Source organism: Bacillus sp. TH30, from assembly GCF_016650875.1.
GTDB classification, from domain to species: domain Bacteria; phylum Bacillota; class Bacilli; order Bacillales; family Bacillaceae_G; genus Bacillus_A; species Bacillus_A mycoides.
The window spans coordinates 2272867-2288951 of record NZ_JAEKEY010000002.1; the positions used below are offsets into that span (position 1 = coordinate 2272867).

The 16085-nt window shown below is 42.3% G+C and carries 12 protein-coding genes, 14 tRNA genes and 3 rRNA genes; 1 reads left to right on the forward strand and 28 read right to left on the reverse strand.

Annotation, left to right across the window (positions count from 1 at the left end):
• Positions 1–69: 69 nt before the first annotated feature.
• From tsaD to JFU20_RS13780, 22 genes are all read right to left on the reverse strand, one after another.
• Positions 70–1086 carry a tRNA (adenosine(37)-N6)-threonylcarbamoyltransferase complex transferase subunit TsaD gene (tsaD, locus tag JFU20_RS13675; protein WP_002009991.1) on the reverse strand — a complete coding sequence of 339 codons (1017 nt, stop codon included), beginning with the start codon at positions 1084–1086 and terminating at the stop codon, positions 70–72.
• Positions 1086–1529, reverse strand: coding sequence for a ribosomal protein S18-alanine N-acetyltransferase (gene rimI / locus JFU20_RS13680; protein WP_002063534.1), 444 nt, complete (start codon positions 1527–1529; stop codon positions 1086–1088). The genes tsaD and rimI overlap by 1 nt, the downstream gene beginning before the upstream one ends.
• A gap of 13 nt (positions 1530–1542) precedes the next feature.
• Positions 1543–2235 carry a tRNA (adenosine(37)-N6)-threonylcarbamoyltransferase complex dimerization subunit type 1 TsaB gene (gene tsaB, locus JFU20_RS13685; RefSeq protein ID WP_201038700.1) on the reverse strand — a complete coding sequence of 231 codons (693 nt, stop codon included), beginning with the start codon at positions 2233–2235 and terminating at the stop codon, positions 1543–1545.
• Complete coding sequence (gene tsaE / locus JFU20_RS13690; RefSeq protein WP_002009995.1) at positions 2216–2689, reverse strand: tRNA (adenosine(37)-N6)-threonylcarbamoyltransferase complex ATPase subunit type 1 TsaE; 474 nt, start codon at positions 2687–2689, stop codon at positions 2216–2218. The genes tsaB and tsaE overlap by 20 nt, the downstream gene beginning before the upstream one ends.
• A 174-nt stretch (positions 2690–2863) precedes the next feature.
• Positions 2864–2939: transfer RNA gene (locus JFU20_RS13695), tRNA-Asp, on the reverse strand.
• Positions 2940–2942: 3 nt separating this feature from the next.
• Positions 2943–3019: transfer RNA gene (locus JFU20_RS13700), tRNA-Met, on the reverse strand.
• 12 nt (positions 3020–3031) lie between these two features.
• Positions 3032–3147: ribosomal RNA gene (gene rrf, locus JFU20_RS13705) — 5S ribosomal RNA — on the reverse strand.
• A gap of 102 nt (positions 3148–3249) precedes the next feature.
• Positions 3250–6171 (reverse strand): 23S ribosomal RNA (locus JFU20_RS13710).
• Positions 6172–6317: 146 nt separating this feature from the next.
• Positions 6318–7869: ribosomal RNA gene (locus tag JFU20_RS13715) — 16S ribosomal RNA — on the reverse strand.
• Together the 16S, 23S and 5S rRNA genes with 14 tRNA genes alongside form the textbook arrangement of a ribosomal RNA operon.
• A 76-nt stretch (positions 7870–7945) precedes the next feature.
• Positions 7946–8016 (reverse strand) — tRNA-Gly (locus tag JFU20_RS13720).
• 1 nt (position 8017) lies between these two features.
• A tRNA-Pro gene (locus JFU20_RS13725) sits at positions 8018–8094 on the reverse strand.
• Between the two features lie 3 nt (positions 8095–8097).
• Positions 8098–8174: transfer RNA gene (locus tag JFU20_RS13730), tRNA-Arg, on the reverse strand.
• Between the two features lie 96 nt (positions 8175–8270).
• Positions 8271–8353: transfer RNA gene (locus tag JFU20_RS13735), tRNA-Leu, on the reverse strand.
• Between the two features lie 16 nt (positions 8354–8369).
• Positions 8370–8442, reverse strand: a tRNA-Lys gene (locus JFU20_RS13740).
• A 5-nt stretch (positions 8443–8447) separates the two neighbouring features.
• Positions 8448–8522 (reverse strand) — tRNA-Gln (locus tag JFU20_RS13745).
• Between the two features lie 87 nt (positions 8523–8609).
• Positions 8610–8685, reverse strand: a tRNA-Asp gene (locus JFU20_RS13750).
• Between the two features lie 3 nt (positions 8686–8688).
• Positions 8689–8765, reverse strand: a tRNA-Met gene (locus tag JFU20_RS13755).
• Positions 8766–8789: 24 nt separating this feature from the next.
• Positions 8790–8865, reverse strand: a tRNA-Val gene (locus tag JFU20_RS13760).
• Positions 8866–8869: 4 nt separating this feature from the next.
• Positions 8870–8944, reverse strand: a tRNA-Glu gene (locus tag JFU20_RS13765).
• Between the two features lie 8 nt (positions 8945–8952).
• A tRNA-Ser gene (locus tag JFU20_RS13770) sits at positions 8953–9043 on the reverse strand.
• A 3-nt stretch (positions 9044–9046) separates the two neighbouring features.
• Positions 9047–9121 (reverse strand) — tRNA-Asn (locus tag JFU20_RS13775).
• Between the two features lie 114 nt (positions 9122–9235).
• Complete coding sequence (locus JFU20_RS13780; RefSeq protein ID WP_016095131.1) at positions 9236–9691, reverse strand: SprT family protein; 456 nt, start codon at positions 9689–9691, stop codon at positions 9236–9238.
• A 210-nt stretch (positions 9692–9901) separates the two neighbouring features.
• On the opposite strand from JFU20_RS13780, the gene cmpA reads away from it, so the two are divergent.
• Positions 9902–10018: a cortex morphogenetic protein CmpA gene (cmpA, locus tag JFU20_RS13785; RefSeq protein WP_001143642.1), complete on the forward strand. Its 117-nt coding sequence runs from the start codon at positions 9902–9904 to the stop codon at positions 10016–10018.
• Between the two features lie 58 nt (positions 10019–10076).
• Here cmpA and JFU20_RS13790 read toward each other — a convergent pair whose 3' ends face one another.
• The 6 genes from JFU20_RS13790 to acpS all read right to left on the reverse strand — a co-directional run bounded on the left by JFU20_RS13790 (position 10077) and on the right by acpS (position 16021).
• On the reverse strand, positions 10077–12245 hold the full coding sequence (locus tag JFU20_RS13790; RefSeq protein ID WP_201039232.1) for a Tex family protein: 2169 nt from the start codon (positions 12243–12245) through the stop codon (positions 10077–10079).
• A 68-nt stretch (positions 12246–12313) separates the two neighbouring features.
• Positions 12314–12664 carry a type II toxin-antitoxin system endoribonuclease NdoA gene (ndoA, locus tag JFU20_RS13795; protein ID WP_000635965.1) on the reverse strand — a complete coding sequence of 117 codons (351 nt, stop codon included), beginning with the start codon at positions 12662–12664 and terminating at the stop codon, positions 12314–12316.
• Positions 12665–12668: 4 nt separating this feature from the next.
• The gene (locus JFU20_RS13800) at positions 12669–12956 is read right to left on the reverse strand and encodes an antitoxin EndoAI (protein WP_000004570.1); all 288 of its coding nucleotides are present in this window, start codon (positions 12954–12956) and stop codon (positions 12669–12671) included.
• A gap of 311 nt (positions 12957–13267) precedes the next feature.
• Complete coding sequence (gene alr / locus JFU20_RS13805) at positions 13268–14437, reverse strand: alanine racemase (protein ID WP_002009971.1); 1170 nt, start codon at positions 14435–14437, stop codon at positions 13268–13270.
• 117 nt (positions 14438–14554) lie between these two features.
• Positions 14555–15505 (reverse strand): LolA family protein, encoded by a 951-nt coding sequence (locus JFU20_RS13810; protein ID WP_002091373.1) that lies wholly within the window; start codon positions 15503–15505, stop codon positions 14555–14557.
• A 156-nt stretch (positions 15506–15661) separates the two neighbouring features.
• On the reverse strand, positions 15662–16021 hold the full coding sequence (gene acpS / locus JFU20_RS13815; protein WP_002009969.1) for a holo-ACP synthase: 360 nt from the start codon (positions 16019–16021) through the stop codon (positions 15662–15664).
• Positions 16022–16085 lie beyond the last annotated feature (64 nt).

Here is a 16085-nt window from a genome sequence, read left to right on the forward strand (position 1 = left end):
CAAAAAAACCCAAATTATCAACAGATAATTCGGGTTTTATCCACAAGCTGTGGTTAATTTTGTGTATAACTATGCTTCAATATCTAATCCTGGATTTGCATTTAAAGCTAATGTAGCGCGTTTTCCTTGTTCGTATGCAATTGTACCTGCAGCCGCAATCATCGCTGCATTATCTGTGCATAAAGATAGAGGAGGAATAATTAGCTCTATATTTTCTTTTTGTGCAAATTCTGCTGCTAAACGTGCACGAAGCCCTTTATTAGCAGCTACTCCACCAGCAAGAAGCACTTGTTTTACATTATAAGCATCTGCTGCACGAGACGCTTTCGTTACAAGTACATCTATTACACTTTCTTGGAAACTTGCTGCTAAATCTTCTGGTGCAATTTCTATACCGCGCTGTTTTGCGTTATGCACAGTGTTGATAACTGCTGATTTCAATCCACTAAAGCTGAAATCATACGAATCAGGTTCTAGCCACGCACGAGGCAAATCAATTGTTGGTTTTCCTTCATGCGCAAGGCGATCAATATGAGGACCACCTGGATAAGGCATTGATAATGTACGAGCTACTTTATCGTAAGCTTCTCCTGCCGCATCATCTCGCGTTTCACCAATCACTTCAAATGAACCATGTTCTTTCATATAAACAAGCTCCGTATGTCCACCGGATACAACAAGCGATAGTAACGGGAATTGTACTTCTTTTACTAAACGATTCGCATAAATATGACCAGCAATATGATGAACACCAACTAGAGGGATATCATGAGCAAAAGCCACAGCTTTCGCTGCATTTACACCTATTAAAAGTGCTCCGACTAAACCTGGTCCTTCTGTTACAGCAATTGCATCAATATCCTCAAAAGTGATATTCGCTTCTTTTAAAGCTTCTTCTAACACAACTGTGATTTCTTCTACATGATGACGGGATGCAATCTCTGGTACAACTCCGCCAAAACGCTTATGACTTTCAATTTGCGATGCAACGACATTCGCAATGATTTCCGTTCCATTTTTAACAACTGCTACAGCTGTTTCATCACAGCTTGTTTCAATACCAAGTATAATCGTATTTTTTTCCATTATATATTCACCCACATTACAAGACCATCTTCCTGATTGTCTGCATAGTATCGTTTACGAATCCCACCATTTTGAAATCCGTATTTTCTGTATAACTGCTTTGCTACTTCATTTGACATGCGTACTTCAAGTGTCATTGTTTTTACTCCTAAACCTTTCGCTTCGGAAATGACTTCTTTTAATAAGGCATCCCCTAGCTTTTGACCTCTGTATTCCGGCAGGATAGCTATATTTGTTACATGTGATTCATCAATAATTATCCACAATCCACAATATCCAATTACGAGACCATCTTTTTCTAGCACGACATAATGTGCATGTTCATTCACCTCTAATTCACGGTGAAAGGCATCTGCAGTCCAAGGGGTTGAAAAAGATGCTTCTTCAATAGCTACAATTTGAGCAATATCATCGAGTGCCATCTTTCTAAATATCATATCCATCTTCTGTAGGCCCCTATTGTTTTTGACTTTCTAACCATTTTGTTTCAGCTTCAGCTAAACGAAGATAGCTAGGAACAAACGTATGCACGTCTTGTTCTTCTTTTTGTAATCCTAAAAATGCTAATTCACTTGGTCTTGGGTTATTCTTAGTGAACGGAGCAAATACAGCTTGATCACCTAAATATTCTACAATTGTTTCTTTATGCAATTTAACATCGTTACCAATAAATAAAACAGGCTGTTCTTTATCTTTTAACATTTGCAACCAGTCAACAATAAGAATAATTCGGTCTTCTTCTATTGAAGTTATACGCTCTCCTTCATATGTATATAACCCCGTGTAAATTTGACCACGTCGGCCATCAAATAAAGGACAAATTAGTCCATTAAAATTAGTACCATTTGCAGCCACCACTTCCAAACTTGATACACCTATAATTGGTATTTGAAGTGACCAAGCTAATGTTTTTGCCGCTGTCACACCTATACGAACACCTGTATATGATCCTGGTCCAGCTGCTACAACAATTTTAGTCAATTCTTCCGGTTTTACACCGCATTCTTTTAACAGTTTCTCTACAGCTGGCATAAGACGTACAGAATGGTTTTTTGTTAAATTTGTAATGATTTCCCCAATCACGTTCCCTTCCTCAATAAGGGATACACCCATTACGTAATTTGAAGTATCAATTGCTAGTACTTTCATCTTGTAATAGCTCCTCACATAATCTAATATAGCGATCTCCAATTGGCTCGAGTACAATTTTTCTTGTATCATCTCCAGCATGGAATAAACTAATTTGCAACTTCTCATTCGGTAAATATGCTTCTATTAAATGAGCCCATTCTACTACTGTAATCCCTTCACCATAGAAATACTCATCAAATCCTAAATCTTCTTCACTTTCCGCTAAACGATACACATCCATATGATATAGCGGTAATCTTCCTTTATATTCTTTAATAATATTGAAGGTAGGACTATTTACGACTCTTTTCACTCCAAGACCTTTTGCTAGTCCTTTTGTAAAAGTCGTCTTGCCAGCTCCAAGATCACCTTCTAAAATAATTACATCTTTTTCCTTTACAAGTCTCCCTAATTTTTCTGATAATCGCTGGGTTTCTTCGGAAGATTTTGTTGTTATTTCATATTTACTCACAGACTTCACCTACTTTACTCACAATGTTCTCTGCTCTTTATTATACAGGTTTTAAATATATAAAAAAGTCCTTAGGAGTTTTCCTAAGGATAGTTTGACTGTCTTTATTAGTTTTTTGTTAAAACAAATAAAAAAATACGAAACAACTTGTTTCGTTCTTTTCTTTATATAAAATGGCGGTCCCGACCGGGGTCGAACCGGCGATCTCCTGCGTGACAGGCAGGCATGTTAACCACTACACCACGGGACCATTTGGTTGCGGGGACAGGATTTGAACCTGCGACCTTCGGGTTATGAGCCCGACGAGCTACCGTACTGCTCCACCCCGCGATGATATAAATAGCCTGGCAACGTCCTACTCTCACAGGGACAAGGTCCCAACTACCATCGGCGCTAGAGAGCTTAACTTCCGTGTTCGGTATGGGAACGGGTGTGACCTCTCTGCCATCATTACCAGACTATATTCATTTAAGACAAGAATCATCATAACTCATTCGACATTTAAAGTCAATAAGTTTTTTATATTCTCTCAAAACTAGATAACATTAGCTTCATATTATATGGTTAAGTCCTCGATCTATTAGTATTCGTCAGCTCCACATGTCACCATGCTTCCACCTCGAACCTATCAACCTGATCATCTTTCAGGGATCTTACTAGCTTACGCTATGGGAAATCTCATCTTGAGGGGGGCTTCATGCTTAGATGCTTTCAGCACTTATCCCTTCCGCACATAGCTACCCAGCTATGCCCTTGGCAGAACAACTGGTACACCAGCGGTGCGTCCATCCCGGTCCTCTCGTACTAAGGACAGCTCCTCTCAAATTTCCTGCGCCCACGACGGATAGGGACCGAACTGTCTCACGACGTTCTGAACCCAGCTCGCGTACCGCTTTAATGGGCGAACAGCCCAACCCTTGGGACCGACTACAGCCCCAGGATGCGATGAGCCGACATCGAGGTGCCAAACCTCCCCGTCGATGTGGACTCTTGGGGGAGATAAGCCTGTTATCCCCGGGGTAGCTTTTATCCGTTGAGCGATGGCCCTTCCATGCGGAACCACCGGATCACTAAGCCCGACTTTCGTCCCTGCTCGACTTGTAGGTCTCGCAGTCAAGCTCCCTTATGCCTTTGCACTCTACGAATGATTTCCAACCATTCTGAGGGAACCTTTGGGCGCCTCCGTTACACTTTAGGAGGCGACCGCCCCAGTCAAACTGCCCACCTGACACTGTCTCCCGGGTCGATAAGACCCGTAGGTTAGAATTTCAATACAGTCAGGGCGGTATCCCACCAGCGCCTCCACCGAAGCTAGCGCTCCGGTTTCAATGGCTCCCGCCTATCCTGTACAAACTGTACCAAAATTCAATATCAGGCTACAGTAAAGCTCCACGGGGTCTTTCCGTCCTGTCGCGGGTAACCTGCATCTTCACAGGTACTATAATTTCACCGAGTCTCTGGTTGAGACAGTGCCCAAATCGTTACACCTTTCGTGCGGGTCGGAACTTACCCGACAAGGAATTTCGCTACCTTAGGACCGTTATAGTTACGGCCGCCGTTTACTGGGGCTTCAGTTCAGAGCTTCGCTTACGCTAACCCCTCTCCTTAACCTTCCAGCACCGGGCAGGTGTCAGCCCCTATACTTCGCCTTACGGCTTCGCAGAGACCTGTGTTTTTGCTAAACAGTCGCTTGGGCCTATTCACTGCGGCTTTCCGTTAAGAAAGCACCCCTTCTCCCGAAGTTACGGGGTCATTTTGCCGAGTTCCTTAACCAGAGTTCTCTCGCACACCTTAGGATTCTCTCCTCGCCTACCTGTGTCGGTTTGCGGTACAGGCACCTTTTATCTCGCTAGAAGCTTTTCTTGGCAGCGGGGAATCAAAGACTTCGCTCCATAAGGAGCTTCCCCATCACAGCTCAGCCTTCACGATAAGCGGATTTGCCTACTTATCAGCCTAACTGCTTGGACGTGCACAACCAATCGCACGCTTCTTCTATCCTTCTGCGTCCCTCCATTGCTCAAACGATAAAGAGGTGGTACAGGAATATCAACCTGTTGTCCATCGCCTACGCCTGTCGGCCTCGGCTTAGGTCCTGACTAACCCTGAGCGGACGAGCCTTCCTCAGGAAACCTTAGGCATTCGGTGGACGGGATTCTCACCCGTCTTTCGCTACTCATACCGGCATTCTCACTTCTAAGCGCTCCACCAGTCCTTCCGGTCTGACTTCACTGCACTTAGAACGCTCCCCTACCACTGATACCATTGGTATCAATTCGCAGCTTCGGTGGTGTATTTAGCCCCGGTACATTTTCGGCGCAGAGTCACTCGACTAGTGAGCTATTACGCACTCTTTAAATGGTGGCTGCTTCTGAGCCAACATCCTAGTTGTCTAAGCAACTCCACATCCTTTTCCACTTAATACACACTTTGGGACCTTAGCTGGCGATCTGGGCTGTTTCCCTCTTGACTACGGATCTTATCACTCGCAGTCTGACTCCTAAGGATAAGTCATTGGCATTCGGAGTTTGACTGAATTCGGTAATCCGATGAGGACCCCTAGTTCAATCAGTGCTCTACCTCCAAGACTCTTACACTTAAGGCTAGCCCTAAAGCTATTTCGGGGAGAACCAGCTATCTCCAGGTTCGATTGGAATTTCTCCGCTACCCACACCTCATCCCCGCACTTTTCAACGTGCGTGGGTTCGGGCCTCCATTCAGTGTTACCTGAACTTCACCCTGGACATGGGTAGATCACCTGGTTTCGGGTCTACGACCACGTACTAAACGCCCTATTCAGACTCGCTTTCGCTGCGGCTCCGCCTCTTCAGCTTAACCTCGCACGGGATCGTAACTCGCCGGTTCATTCTACAAAAGGCACGCCATCACCCATTAACGGGCTCTGACTATTTGTAGGCACACGGTTTCAGGATCTCTTTCACTCCCCTTCCGGGGTGCTTTTCACCTTTCCCTCACGGTACTGGTTCACTATCGATCACTAGGGAGTATTTAGCCTTGGGAGATGGTCCTCCCAGATTCCGACGGAATTTCACGTGTTCCGCCGTACTCAGGATACATTCAAGAGAGAACGAAGTTTCGACTACGGGGTTATTACCCTCTGTGACGGACCTTTCCAGGTCGCTTCGTCTACCTCGTTCCTTTGTAACTCCGTATAGAATGTCCTACAACCCCAAGAGGCAAGCCTCTTGGTTTGGGCTAGATTCCGTTTCGCTCGCCGCTACTCAGGAAATCGCATTTGCTTTCTCTTCCTCCAGGTACTTAGATGTTTCAGTTCCCTGGGTCTGTCTTCCATACCCTATGTATTCAGGTAAGGATACCATACCATTACGTATAGTGGGTTTCCCCATTCGGAAATCTTCGGATCAAAGCTTACTTACAGCTCCCCGAAGCATATCGGCGTTAGTCCCGTCCTTCATCGACTCCTAGTGTCAAGGCATCCACCGTGCGCCCTTTCTAACTTAACCAAACTAAAATTAAAAAAATATGAGCTACACTGTTATCTAGTTTTCAAAGAACATACATTTAAACTTGAGAGATAGTTCTCTCAAAACTGAACGAAACAAAACAAGTCAACGTTTATTGATGAACTGCGTTCATCAATTCTCCATAGAAAGGAGGTGATCCAGCCGCACCTTCCGATACGGCTACCTTGTTACGACTTCACCCCAATCATCTGTCCCACCTTAGGCGGCTGGCTCCATAAAGGTTACCCCACCGACTTCGGGTGTTACAAACTCTCGTGGTGTGACGGGCGGTGTGTACAAGGCCCGGGAACGTATTCACCGCGGCATGCTGATCCGCGATTACTAGCGATTCCAGCTTCATGTAGGCGAGTTGCAGCCTACAATCCGAACTGAGAACGGTTTTATGAGATTAGCTCCACCTCGCGGTCTTGCAGCTCTTTGTACCGTCCATTGTAGCACGTGTGTAGCCCAGGTCATAAGGGGCATGATGATTTGACGTCATCCCCACCTTCCTCCGGTTTGTCACCGGCAGTCACCTTAGAGTGCCCAACTTAATGATGGCAACTAAGATCAAGGGTTGCGCTCGTTGCGGGACTTAACCCAACATCTCACGACACGAGCTGACGACAACCATGCACCACCTGTCACTCTGCTCCCGAAGGAGAAGCTCTATCTCTAGAGTTTTCAGAGGATGTCAAGACCTGGTAAGGTTCTTCGCGTTGCTTCGAATTAAACCACATGCTCCACCGCTTGTGCGGGCCCCCGTCAATTCCTTTGAGTTTCAGCCTTGCGGCCGTACTCCCCAGGCGGAGTGCTTAATGCGTTAACTTCAGCACTAAAGGGCGGAAACCCTCTAACACTTAGCACTCATCGTTTACGGCGTGGACTACCAGGGTATCTAATCCTGTTTGCTCCCCACGCTTTCGCGCCTCAGTGTCAGTTACAGACCAGAAAGTCGCCTTCGCCACTGGTGTTCCTCCATATCTCTACGCATTTCACCGCTACACATGGAATTCCACTTTCCTCTTCTGCACTCAAGTCTCCCAGTTTCCAATGACCCTCCACGGTTGAGCCGTGGGCTTTCACATCAGACTTAAGAAACCACCTGCGCGCGCTTTACGCCCAATAATTCCGGATAACGCTTGCCACCTACGTATTACCGCGGCTGCTGGCACGTAGTTAGCCGTGGCTTTCTGGTTAGGTACCGTCAAGGTGCCAGCTTATTCAACTAGCACTTGTTCTTCCCTAACAACAGAGTTTTACGACCCGAAAGCCTTCATCACTCACGCGGCGTTGCTCCGTCAGACTTTCGTCCATTGCGGAAGATTCCCTACTGCTGCCTCCCGTAGGAGTCTGGGCCGTGTCTCAGTCCCAGTGTGGCCGATCACCCTCTCAGGTCGGCTACGCATCGTCGCCTTGGTGAGCCGTTACCTCACCAACTAGCTAATGCGACGCGGGTCCATCCATAAGTGACAGCCGAAGCCGCCTTTCAATTTCGAACTATGCAGTTCAAAATATTATCCGGTATTAGCCCCGGTTTCCCGGAGTTATCCCAGTCTTATGGGTAGGTTACCCACGTGTTACTCACCCGTCCGCCGCTAACTTCATAAGAGCAAGCTCTTAATCCATTCGCTCGACTTGCATGTATTAGGCACGCCGCCAGCGTTCATCCTGAGCCAGGATCAAACTCTCCAATAAAGTTAGTTTGTCTAGCATCTAAAAATAAAAATTGACGTTCACGTTGTTTGTTTCGTTCAGTTTTCAAAGAACTAAAAGCGGGTGAAGAGAATCGAACTCTCGACCAGAGCTTGGAAGGCTCTTGTTTTACCACTAAACTACACCCGCGTGGTCGGGAAGACAGGATTTGAACCTGCGACCCCCTGGTCCCAAACCAGGTGCTCTACCAAGCTGAGCCACTTCCCGTTATGGCGCGCCCGAGAGGAGTCGAACCCCTAACCTCTTGATCCGTAGTCAAACGCTCTATCCAATTGAGCTACGGGCGCTTATTCATGATGTTTTTTCGTCGTTGTATTTTGGCGACTCAATTATCTTACCATACTACATTTTCAAATGCAAGTACTTTTTAAAAGATTTTTTGATGCGGCCGAGAGGACTTGAACCTCCACGGGGTTTCCCCCACTAGGCCCTCAACCTAGCGCGTCTGCCGTTCCGCCACGACCGCGCGGAAAAAACAAAAGTGAGCCATGAAGGATTCGAACCTTCGACCCTCTGATTAAAAGTCAGATGCTCTACCAACTGAGCTAATGGCTCGTAAATGGCTGGGCTAGCTGGATTCGAACCAGCGCATGACGGAGTCAAAGTCCGTTGCCTTACCGCTTGGCTATAGCCCATCGAAATAGTTATCTTCTTTTCAAAGACAAATGTTATTTTACCATAATGTCCAATAAAAAACAACTGCTATATAGCAGAAGTTAAAATGGCGGTCCCGACCGGGGTCGAACCGGCGATCTCCTGCGTGACAGGCAGGCATGTTAACCACTACACCACGGGACCATTTGGTTGCGGGGACAGGATTTGAACCTGCGACCTTCGGGTTATGAGCCCGACGAGCTACCGTACTGCTCCACCCCGCGATAATATTATTTATATAATTTATATGGTGGAGGATGACGGGATCGAACCGCCGACCCCCTGCTTGTAAGGCAGGTGCTCTCCCAGCTGAGCTAATCCTCCGAAGTGGTGACCCGTACGGGATTCGAACCCGTGTTACCGCCGTGAAAGGGCGGTGTCTTAACCACTTGACCAACGGGCCAATATGTATGGCAGAGAAGAAGGGATTCGAACCCTCGCACCGCGTTAGCGATCTACTCCCTTAGCAGGGGAGCCCCTTGAGCCACTTGGGTACTTCTCTGTATGGCTCCGCAGGTAGGACTCGAACCTACGACCGATCGGTTAACAGCCGATAGCTCTACCACTGAGCTACTGCGGAATAATGAAGACAATTTGTATCTTATAAAAATTCTCATCGTAAGTCAAGAAGTTTTTTCACAACATCTTGCGCAAACGTGACATGTTTATAATATACTGGATTGCGTTTTCACTGTCAAGATGTTTTCACTACCAGTTTTAGTTGTCCTTTACACTTTCCACATACATATCTTTGTGTATTTATTTGACGTCTTCTTACATATTGAAAAGAACACCCCATACATTCATACATAGAAACTCTCGTTTCCTCCTCACTAATCATTCGTTTACAAAAACGTGGTGCACCTACTTTCTTTAATAACTCCCGAAAATCTCTATCTCGATGCTTATACCCTTTTCCTGTGATATGTAAGTGATAATGACAAAGTTCATGTTTAACAATCCCGACTAACTCTTCTTTTCCATATACTTCGTAATATCGATAATTCAATTCTATATTATGATTCTTCAATAGATAGCGCCCACCAGTTGTACGTAACCTACTATTAAACATCGCTTTATGTAAAAACGGCATTCCAAAGCATTGTAACGATACCTCTTCCACTAACCGCTGAATTTCTTGCTCATCCATTCTCATTCCTCCTAAACTAAAAAATATTTCCACACTTTTCTCCCTTCTTATACATATAGTAAATAGTACATATACCCATCCTCATTCAAGAAGCGTGATTTCTAAAAATGCAGCATTGCTAGAAATCCACTCACCAACCTCTCATCAAAGTTACTTTAACTAAAAGGAGCTACTTTTTTTGAGAGCAGGATTAAACAAGGAGGGATTCCTATGCCCACGTGGCTAAAGAAACAAATGCAACGTGCATATTTCGAGAAAAACCGGTATCAAATCAAGTTACTAAATGAATGCTGGTTTTATTATAGTAAAATACATCAAAGCTCATAATCAATTAAACTTTCCAGTTCATAAAAAAAAGAGCAGTTTCATCTGCTCTCTTTTCTTACTATTCAATCGGTAACATTGATAATGCAACACGACCTTTTTTCGTATCAATATCATCTACCCATACCTTTACAATTTGTCCCACGGATACAATATCTAATGGATGCTTTACAAATTGTTTGCTTAGTTTAGAAATATGTACTAAACCATCTTGCTTCACACCAATATCAACAAAGGCACCGAAATCAACAACATTGCGGATCGTTCCCTCTAATTCCATACCACGCTTTAAATCTTCTAATTTTAAAATCCCCTTTTTCAAAAGTGGCTTTGGCAACTCATCCCTCATATCTCGCTCCGGGCTAATTAAAGCATCCATAATATCAACTAATGTCGGCTCACCAATCTCCGTCTCTTGAGATAATTTAGAAATATCTACTCCTTCGAAACTCTTTTGCAAGTTCGGTTTCCCCACATCATTCTTTGATAACCTTAAGCTCTTCAATAGCAATTCAACATTTTTATATTGTTCTGGATGAATCCCTGTGCGATCTAACGGATTCGCTCCTTCTAATATACGTAAAAACCCGATACATTGTTCATATGTTTTTGCACCTAAACGTGGGATTTTCTTTAATTCAGTACGCTTCGTGAATTTCCCATCTTCCTCACGCTTAGCTACAATGTTTTTCGCAACTGTTTTTGATAATCCCGAAACATATTGCAACAATGCAACTGAAGCTGTATTTACATTAACACCAACTCGGTTAACTGCTGTCTCTACTACAAATGTTAATGATTCATTTAATCTCTTTTGAGATACATCATGTTGATATTGTCCCACCCCAACAGATTTAGGGTCAATTTTCACAAGCTCTGCAAGTGGATCTTGTAGACGTCTCCCAATTGAAACAGCACTTCTTTCTTCAACCTGTAAATTCGGAAACTCCTCGCGAGCTACATCAGATGCTGAGTACACACTAGCACCCGCTTCATTTACAATAATGTAAAATACATCTCGTTCTACATTTTGTAATACATCTACTATAAATTCTTCCGTTTCCCTCGAAGCTGTACCATTTCCAATCGCTATCATTTCAACTTCATATTTATCTATAATTGAAATGATTTTCGTTTTTGCATCCTCATATTTACGAGCAGGCGGATGCGGATAAATAACATCTATGTGAAGAACTTTTCCTGTATCATCTACTACAGCTAATTTACAACCAGTTCTATATGCTGGATCTACCGCTAACACAACTTTCCCTTTCATCGGAGGTTGTAATAATAAATTACGTAAATTCTCAGAGAAAATATGAATCGCTTGTTCTTCGGCCGTTTCCATTAATTCTTTACGAATTTCTCTTTCTATTGAAGGTTGAATTAATCGCTTATATCCATCTTCCATCGCTAATTGTACATAATGCGCACTTTTAGAAGCTTCATCAAGAATCATTTTTTTATGTAAAAACTGAAGAATTTCTTCAATTGGCGTGATAACAGAAACTCTTAATACGTCTTCCTTTTCACCACGATTCATAGCTAGTACACGATGCGGCACTACTTTTTGCAACGGTTCTTCATAGCCATAATACATTTCATATATATTCTTTTCATCTTTTTCTTTATCTTTTACAGATGAAGACATAATCCCTTTTCGGAAAGTAGTATTGCGAATCCAACTACGATATGCCGCATTATCCGAAACAAGTTCCGCAATAATATCTTGCGCACCTTGCAACGCATCTTCTGCAGACGCCACTTCCTTTTCTGCATTAACAAATTCCATAGCCTTCTCTGCTGGATTTTCTTTTTTATATAATAATAGCCACTCAGCTAACGGTTCTAATCCCTTTTCTTTAGCAATTGTAGCTTTCGTTCTTCTTTTTTCTTTATATGGACGATATAAGTCTTCTACTTCTTGAAGTTTTGTTGCAGCAACAATATGACGACGCAACTCTTCGGTTAGTTTACCCTTTTCACCAATAAGACGAAGAACCTCTTCTTTCCTATCTTCTAGTTGCATCATATATTGCCATCTTTCTAAGATTGCACGAATTTGCACCTCATCAAGAGACCCTGTCCATTCTTTTCGGTAACGAGCGATAAATGGAACTGTGTTACCTTCTTCTGTTAATTGAATAACATGACGAACTTGCTTTTCTGTAAAGCCTAATTCTTTCACTAACATTTTCATTAACCCTTGTCGATTATCTACCATTTCCATATCCAACCGTAACCTCCTCTATAATAAAAAAAAGTTGCCCTGTAAAGAGAGCAACTTAAACTGCCGATTTAAAAATCTATTAGTCCTAAACTAATTTGTAACGCTTCATCTACACGACTCATCATCACTTCATCCAAATGAGTGATTTTGTCCGTTAAGCGTTGCTTATCGATTGTTCGAATCTGCTCAAGTAAAATAACAGAATCCCTCTCAAAACCGTACTTTTTCGCATCAATTTCCACATGAGTGGGTAATTTCGCTTTTTGAATCTGCGCAGTAATAGCCGCTACAATCACAGTCGGACTAAAACGATTTCCGATGTCATTTTGAATGACAAGAACCGGACGAACGCCTCCTTGCTCAGAACCAACAACTGGGGAAAGGTCTGCAAAATACACGTCGCCGCGTTTTACAATCAAAATATTACCCCCCGCTAACTAAGCGTTCTACTGTATGAGCTGCTTCATACTCTGCTAAGAAAGCTTCAGATGCAATACCAAGATTAATTTTTCCCATTTCAATGTACCCACGTCGCATCGATTCATGTTGGTAGCGTTTCTTCGTCTTATGTTGACGCAATAACAGTTGTGTTGCCTGGCAAATTAGTTCATGGCGATTCTTATTCTCTTGTTTTCCAATTCCGTCCAATTCCGTTACCATTTGCTTTGGCAACCGAACCACGATTTCAGTAGTTACACTTGATTCGGACACAAAAATACACCTCCACCGTCAACTACACACCCAAATATATATATGACACCTATTGTAATAATACCATTGTATGGAGCCTGTTGCAAAGACTTCCTTATTCCTTGCTTATGTTTTCCAATTCATAAATAAAACATTCATCTTCTTTTACTTTTTATCTCTTTCAAACAAGAAATAAAGCAATCCTTCAGTAATATTTCATTGCAACTTATATTAATAACAAGTATAAAAAGAAGCTCCCCAGCGAAAAAGAGCCTATTCTTTATTAGTGAAACTCCTCCAAATGACGAGGTGCTGAGTAATAATACCTTCTTCTATATATCGTTCAAATAATTGATTACTTCTACAACTTTACCGTGTCGTATAAATATTCTCGGTACACGGAAGCTTATCGTTGCAATAATTTCATAATTAATAGTCCCGGAATATTCAGCAACCTCGGTAGCACTAATATACTCATCACCTTGTCTCCCAATGAGTGTAACTTTCGTACCAAGTGGCACTTCACAAGGAAGATGTATCATGAATTGATCCATTGTCACTCGCCCTACAATCGGTACTCTTTCACCGTTTACAAGTACCTTAAACCCTTGCAATCTTCTAAGCCAGCCATCTGCATACCCAATCGCAACTGTCGCAATCCATTCTTCGGTTCTCGTTCGGTATGTGACATTATAACTAATCCCATCCCCTTTAATCACTTGCTTAATATGAGCAACTTTCGTATGAAGTGACAACGCCGGTTCCAATTTAAACGGTAAAAAAGGACGTATTTCTACAGATGGGGATAGTCCATACATCGCAATACCAATTCGCACTGCATTAAATGTAATCCCTTGAAATCTTAACGTTGCAGCACTATTGGCTGTATGGACAAATTTAGGGTTCACTCCAAATTCTTTCAACCAACTTAACTGCTGCAAGAACGTATTATATTGCTTATCAAAGTAAGAAGTCTCAACCTCATCGGATGTTGCAAAATGTGTATATACTCCTTCTAACTCTAAAAATGGCGCGCCTTCTAAACTCTTTAAGAACCCCTTTAATTCTTTGCGTTCGCGTATTCCAATTCTCCCCATACCACTATCAAAATTAATATGGAATTTCATTATTGATGAACCATCCCAGAGCTTTATCGCGTCTTCTACCCATTCTTTTTGAAAAACAGTTAATGCTACATCATTTTCAGCAGCAACATTTACATCACGAGGAGGGGAAGGACCTAATACTAAAATCGGTGCAGTAATACCAGCCCTCCGAAGCACTAAAGCTTCATCTAAAAAAGCAACTGCTAATCTTGTTGCCCCTGCTTCTAATGCGGTTTTAGCCACTGGTACATAATCGTGCCCATATGCATTTGCTTTAACTACAGCAAAAATTTCTACATCACTTGGAATGAACTCTTTAATATGCGTAACATTGTTATAGATCGCATCTAAATCCACTTCCACCCAAGTGTCACGGTAAAACGGTGCTTCTTCCATAAATACACTTCCTTATACACGATATGCGAAGCTTATTCTTTTATATGCTTCTTTTATGAAATCCACCTTCAAACTAAGAAAAGACGTGGTGCACATATATCACCACGTCTAAGAAGTTTACTTCACCTGCTTCGCTGTAACCGAACGAGCAACCATCAACAACTCATTCGGCTCTAAACCTTTAGACACGAGCATATATTCTACTCCGTTATGTGACCACGTTACAGAGTCTTTCGTCAATGCACCAATCGTGAAACCAAGATCAACCGGCTCTCCACTTACACTTACCGCCGATGAGGCCTCTGCAACTTTTGACTTTTCTTGTATTAAAGTAAAGGATTTCTTACTTCCAGTGTATGTGAGTATTGCACGCTTGCCACTGTCTGTCTTCAACTCTTCTTCCTCTTTCAAAGTCATACCTTGCGGTGTATCACGTGGATACAAAATAGCAAACGGTTTGTCTTCTTTCGCTGCCGTCTGAACATCTACTTGTGCTCTAGACATATTTTGTTTCGTATCAAATGCACCTTTATCAAACTTTGCATCAAACTTTACTTTAGTGAAATCTACTTTTACAAGGACATTTTGATCATTATCCATCAGTTTCACAGAAACTGGTGTTAAATCACTTTTATTCAGCTTAATTTCTTGTTTCGGCAACATATTTTGATGTTGATAATTTGTTTTTGTTTTAAACACATAATACTTATCTGTTTTCTCGAAAGAGAGATTTTTCTTATCTTGCAAAATATCTCTTACAAGTGATTCATATAAATAAGCCTGGCTACTATTTTGCGGCCAATCACTTTGAAAACGGAAACTCTTATTAAGTGCCGGTGTTAATACAAATACACCTTCATCATTCCTTAAAATAATTTGACTCTGATCCTTTTTCGCATTCTGCAAATTCACACGATAATACGAAGGTTCTTTATGCCAAATTTCTACATTGTACTCTTGAGGTTCATTTCCTGTTTTAATAGATAATTTCGCTTCAGCTTGATAACTCTTCATACTTTTAACTTTCGTTTCTAAATCTCTCACAACATCTTCCTGTTTCTTTTCCATACAACCCGCCAACACAAAAACGGTCAATAAACCGACAAGAACTAAAAACAGACGCCTTTTCATCACTTCAGCCCCTTTGCCCCTATAAATGAATGGAAGATATGCCTTCCTTATCGCTACCTCAAATATATGAGACAAAGATATAAAATATGCAGACTAGCGTGACGAGCTTTCCAAAACAACTTGAGCAACGGCAAATTCTTTACTATGACTAATTGATAAATGAACAATATGCTCTGTATTTGTAATGATAATCGGCTTACCTCTATCATCATTCCTTACTTCAATATCTAAAAAACTCACTTCTTTCCCGATACCGGTCCCTACCGCTTTAGAATACGCCTCTTTTGCTGCAAATCTTCCAGCTACAAATTCTGTAAGACGACTTCCTTTCAGCCCCTCGGCAACACCACGTTCTCTTTCAGTTAAAATACGTTCCATAAATTTAAGCTTTCCATCTAGCATTTTTTCAATTCGATTTAACTCAATAATATCGATTCCAATCCCTACAATCATTTCAAAATCCCCTTCTTCTATTTAGCTTTCTTCATTCATATTGTAAGAATAACAGAGAATCTTT

Bases quoted from the DNA above. Each gene is read 5' to 3' on its own strand.
- tsaD (WP_002009991.1), bottom strand. From the start codon at position 1,086: ATGGAAAAAAATACGATTATACTTGGTATTGAAACAAGCTGTGATGAA.
- rimI (WP_002063534.1), bottom strand. From the start codon at position 1,529: ATGGATATGATATTTAGAAAGATGGCACTCGATGATATTGCTCAAATT.
- tsaB (WP_201038700.1), bottom strand. From the start codon at position 2,235: ATGAAAGTACTAGCAATTGATACTTCAAATTACGTAATGGGTGTATCC.
- JFU20_RS13780 (WP_016095131.1), bottom strand. From the start codon at position 9,691: ATGGATGAGCAAGAAATTCAGCGGTTAGTGGAAGAGGTATCGTTACAA.
- cmpA (WP_001143642.1), top strand. From the start codon at position 9,902: ATGCCCACGTGGCTAAAGAAACAAATGCAACGTGCATATTTCGAGAAA.
- JFU20_RS13790 (WP_201039232.1), bottom strand. From the start codon at position 12,245: ATGGAAATGGTAGATAATCGACAAGGGTTAATGAAAATGTTAGTGAAA.
- alr (WP_002009971.1), bottom strand. From the start codon at position 14,437: ATGGAAGAAGCACCGTTTTACCGTGACACTTGGGTGGAAGTGGATTTA.
- JFU20_RS13810 (WP_002091373.1), bottom strand. From the start codon at position 15,505: ATGGAAAAGAAACAGGAAGATGTTGTGAGAGATTTAGAAACGAAAGTT.
- acpS (WP_002009969.1), bottom strand. From the start codon at position 16,021: ATGATTGTAGGGATTGGAATCGATATTATTGAGTTAAATCGAATTGAA.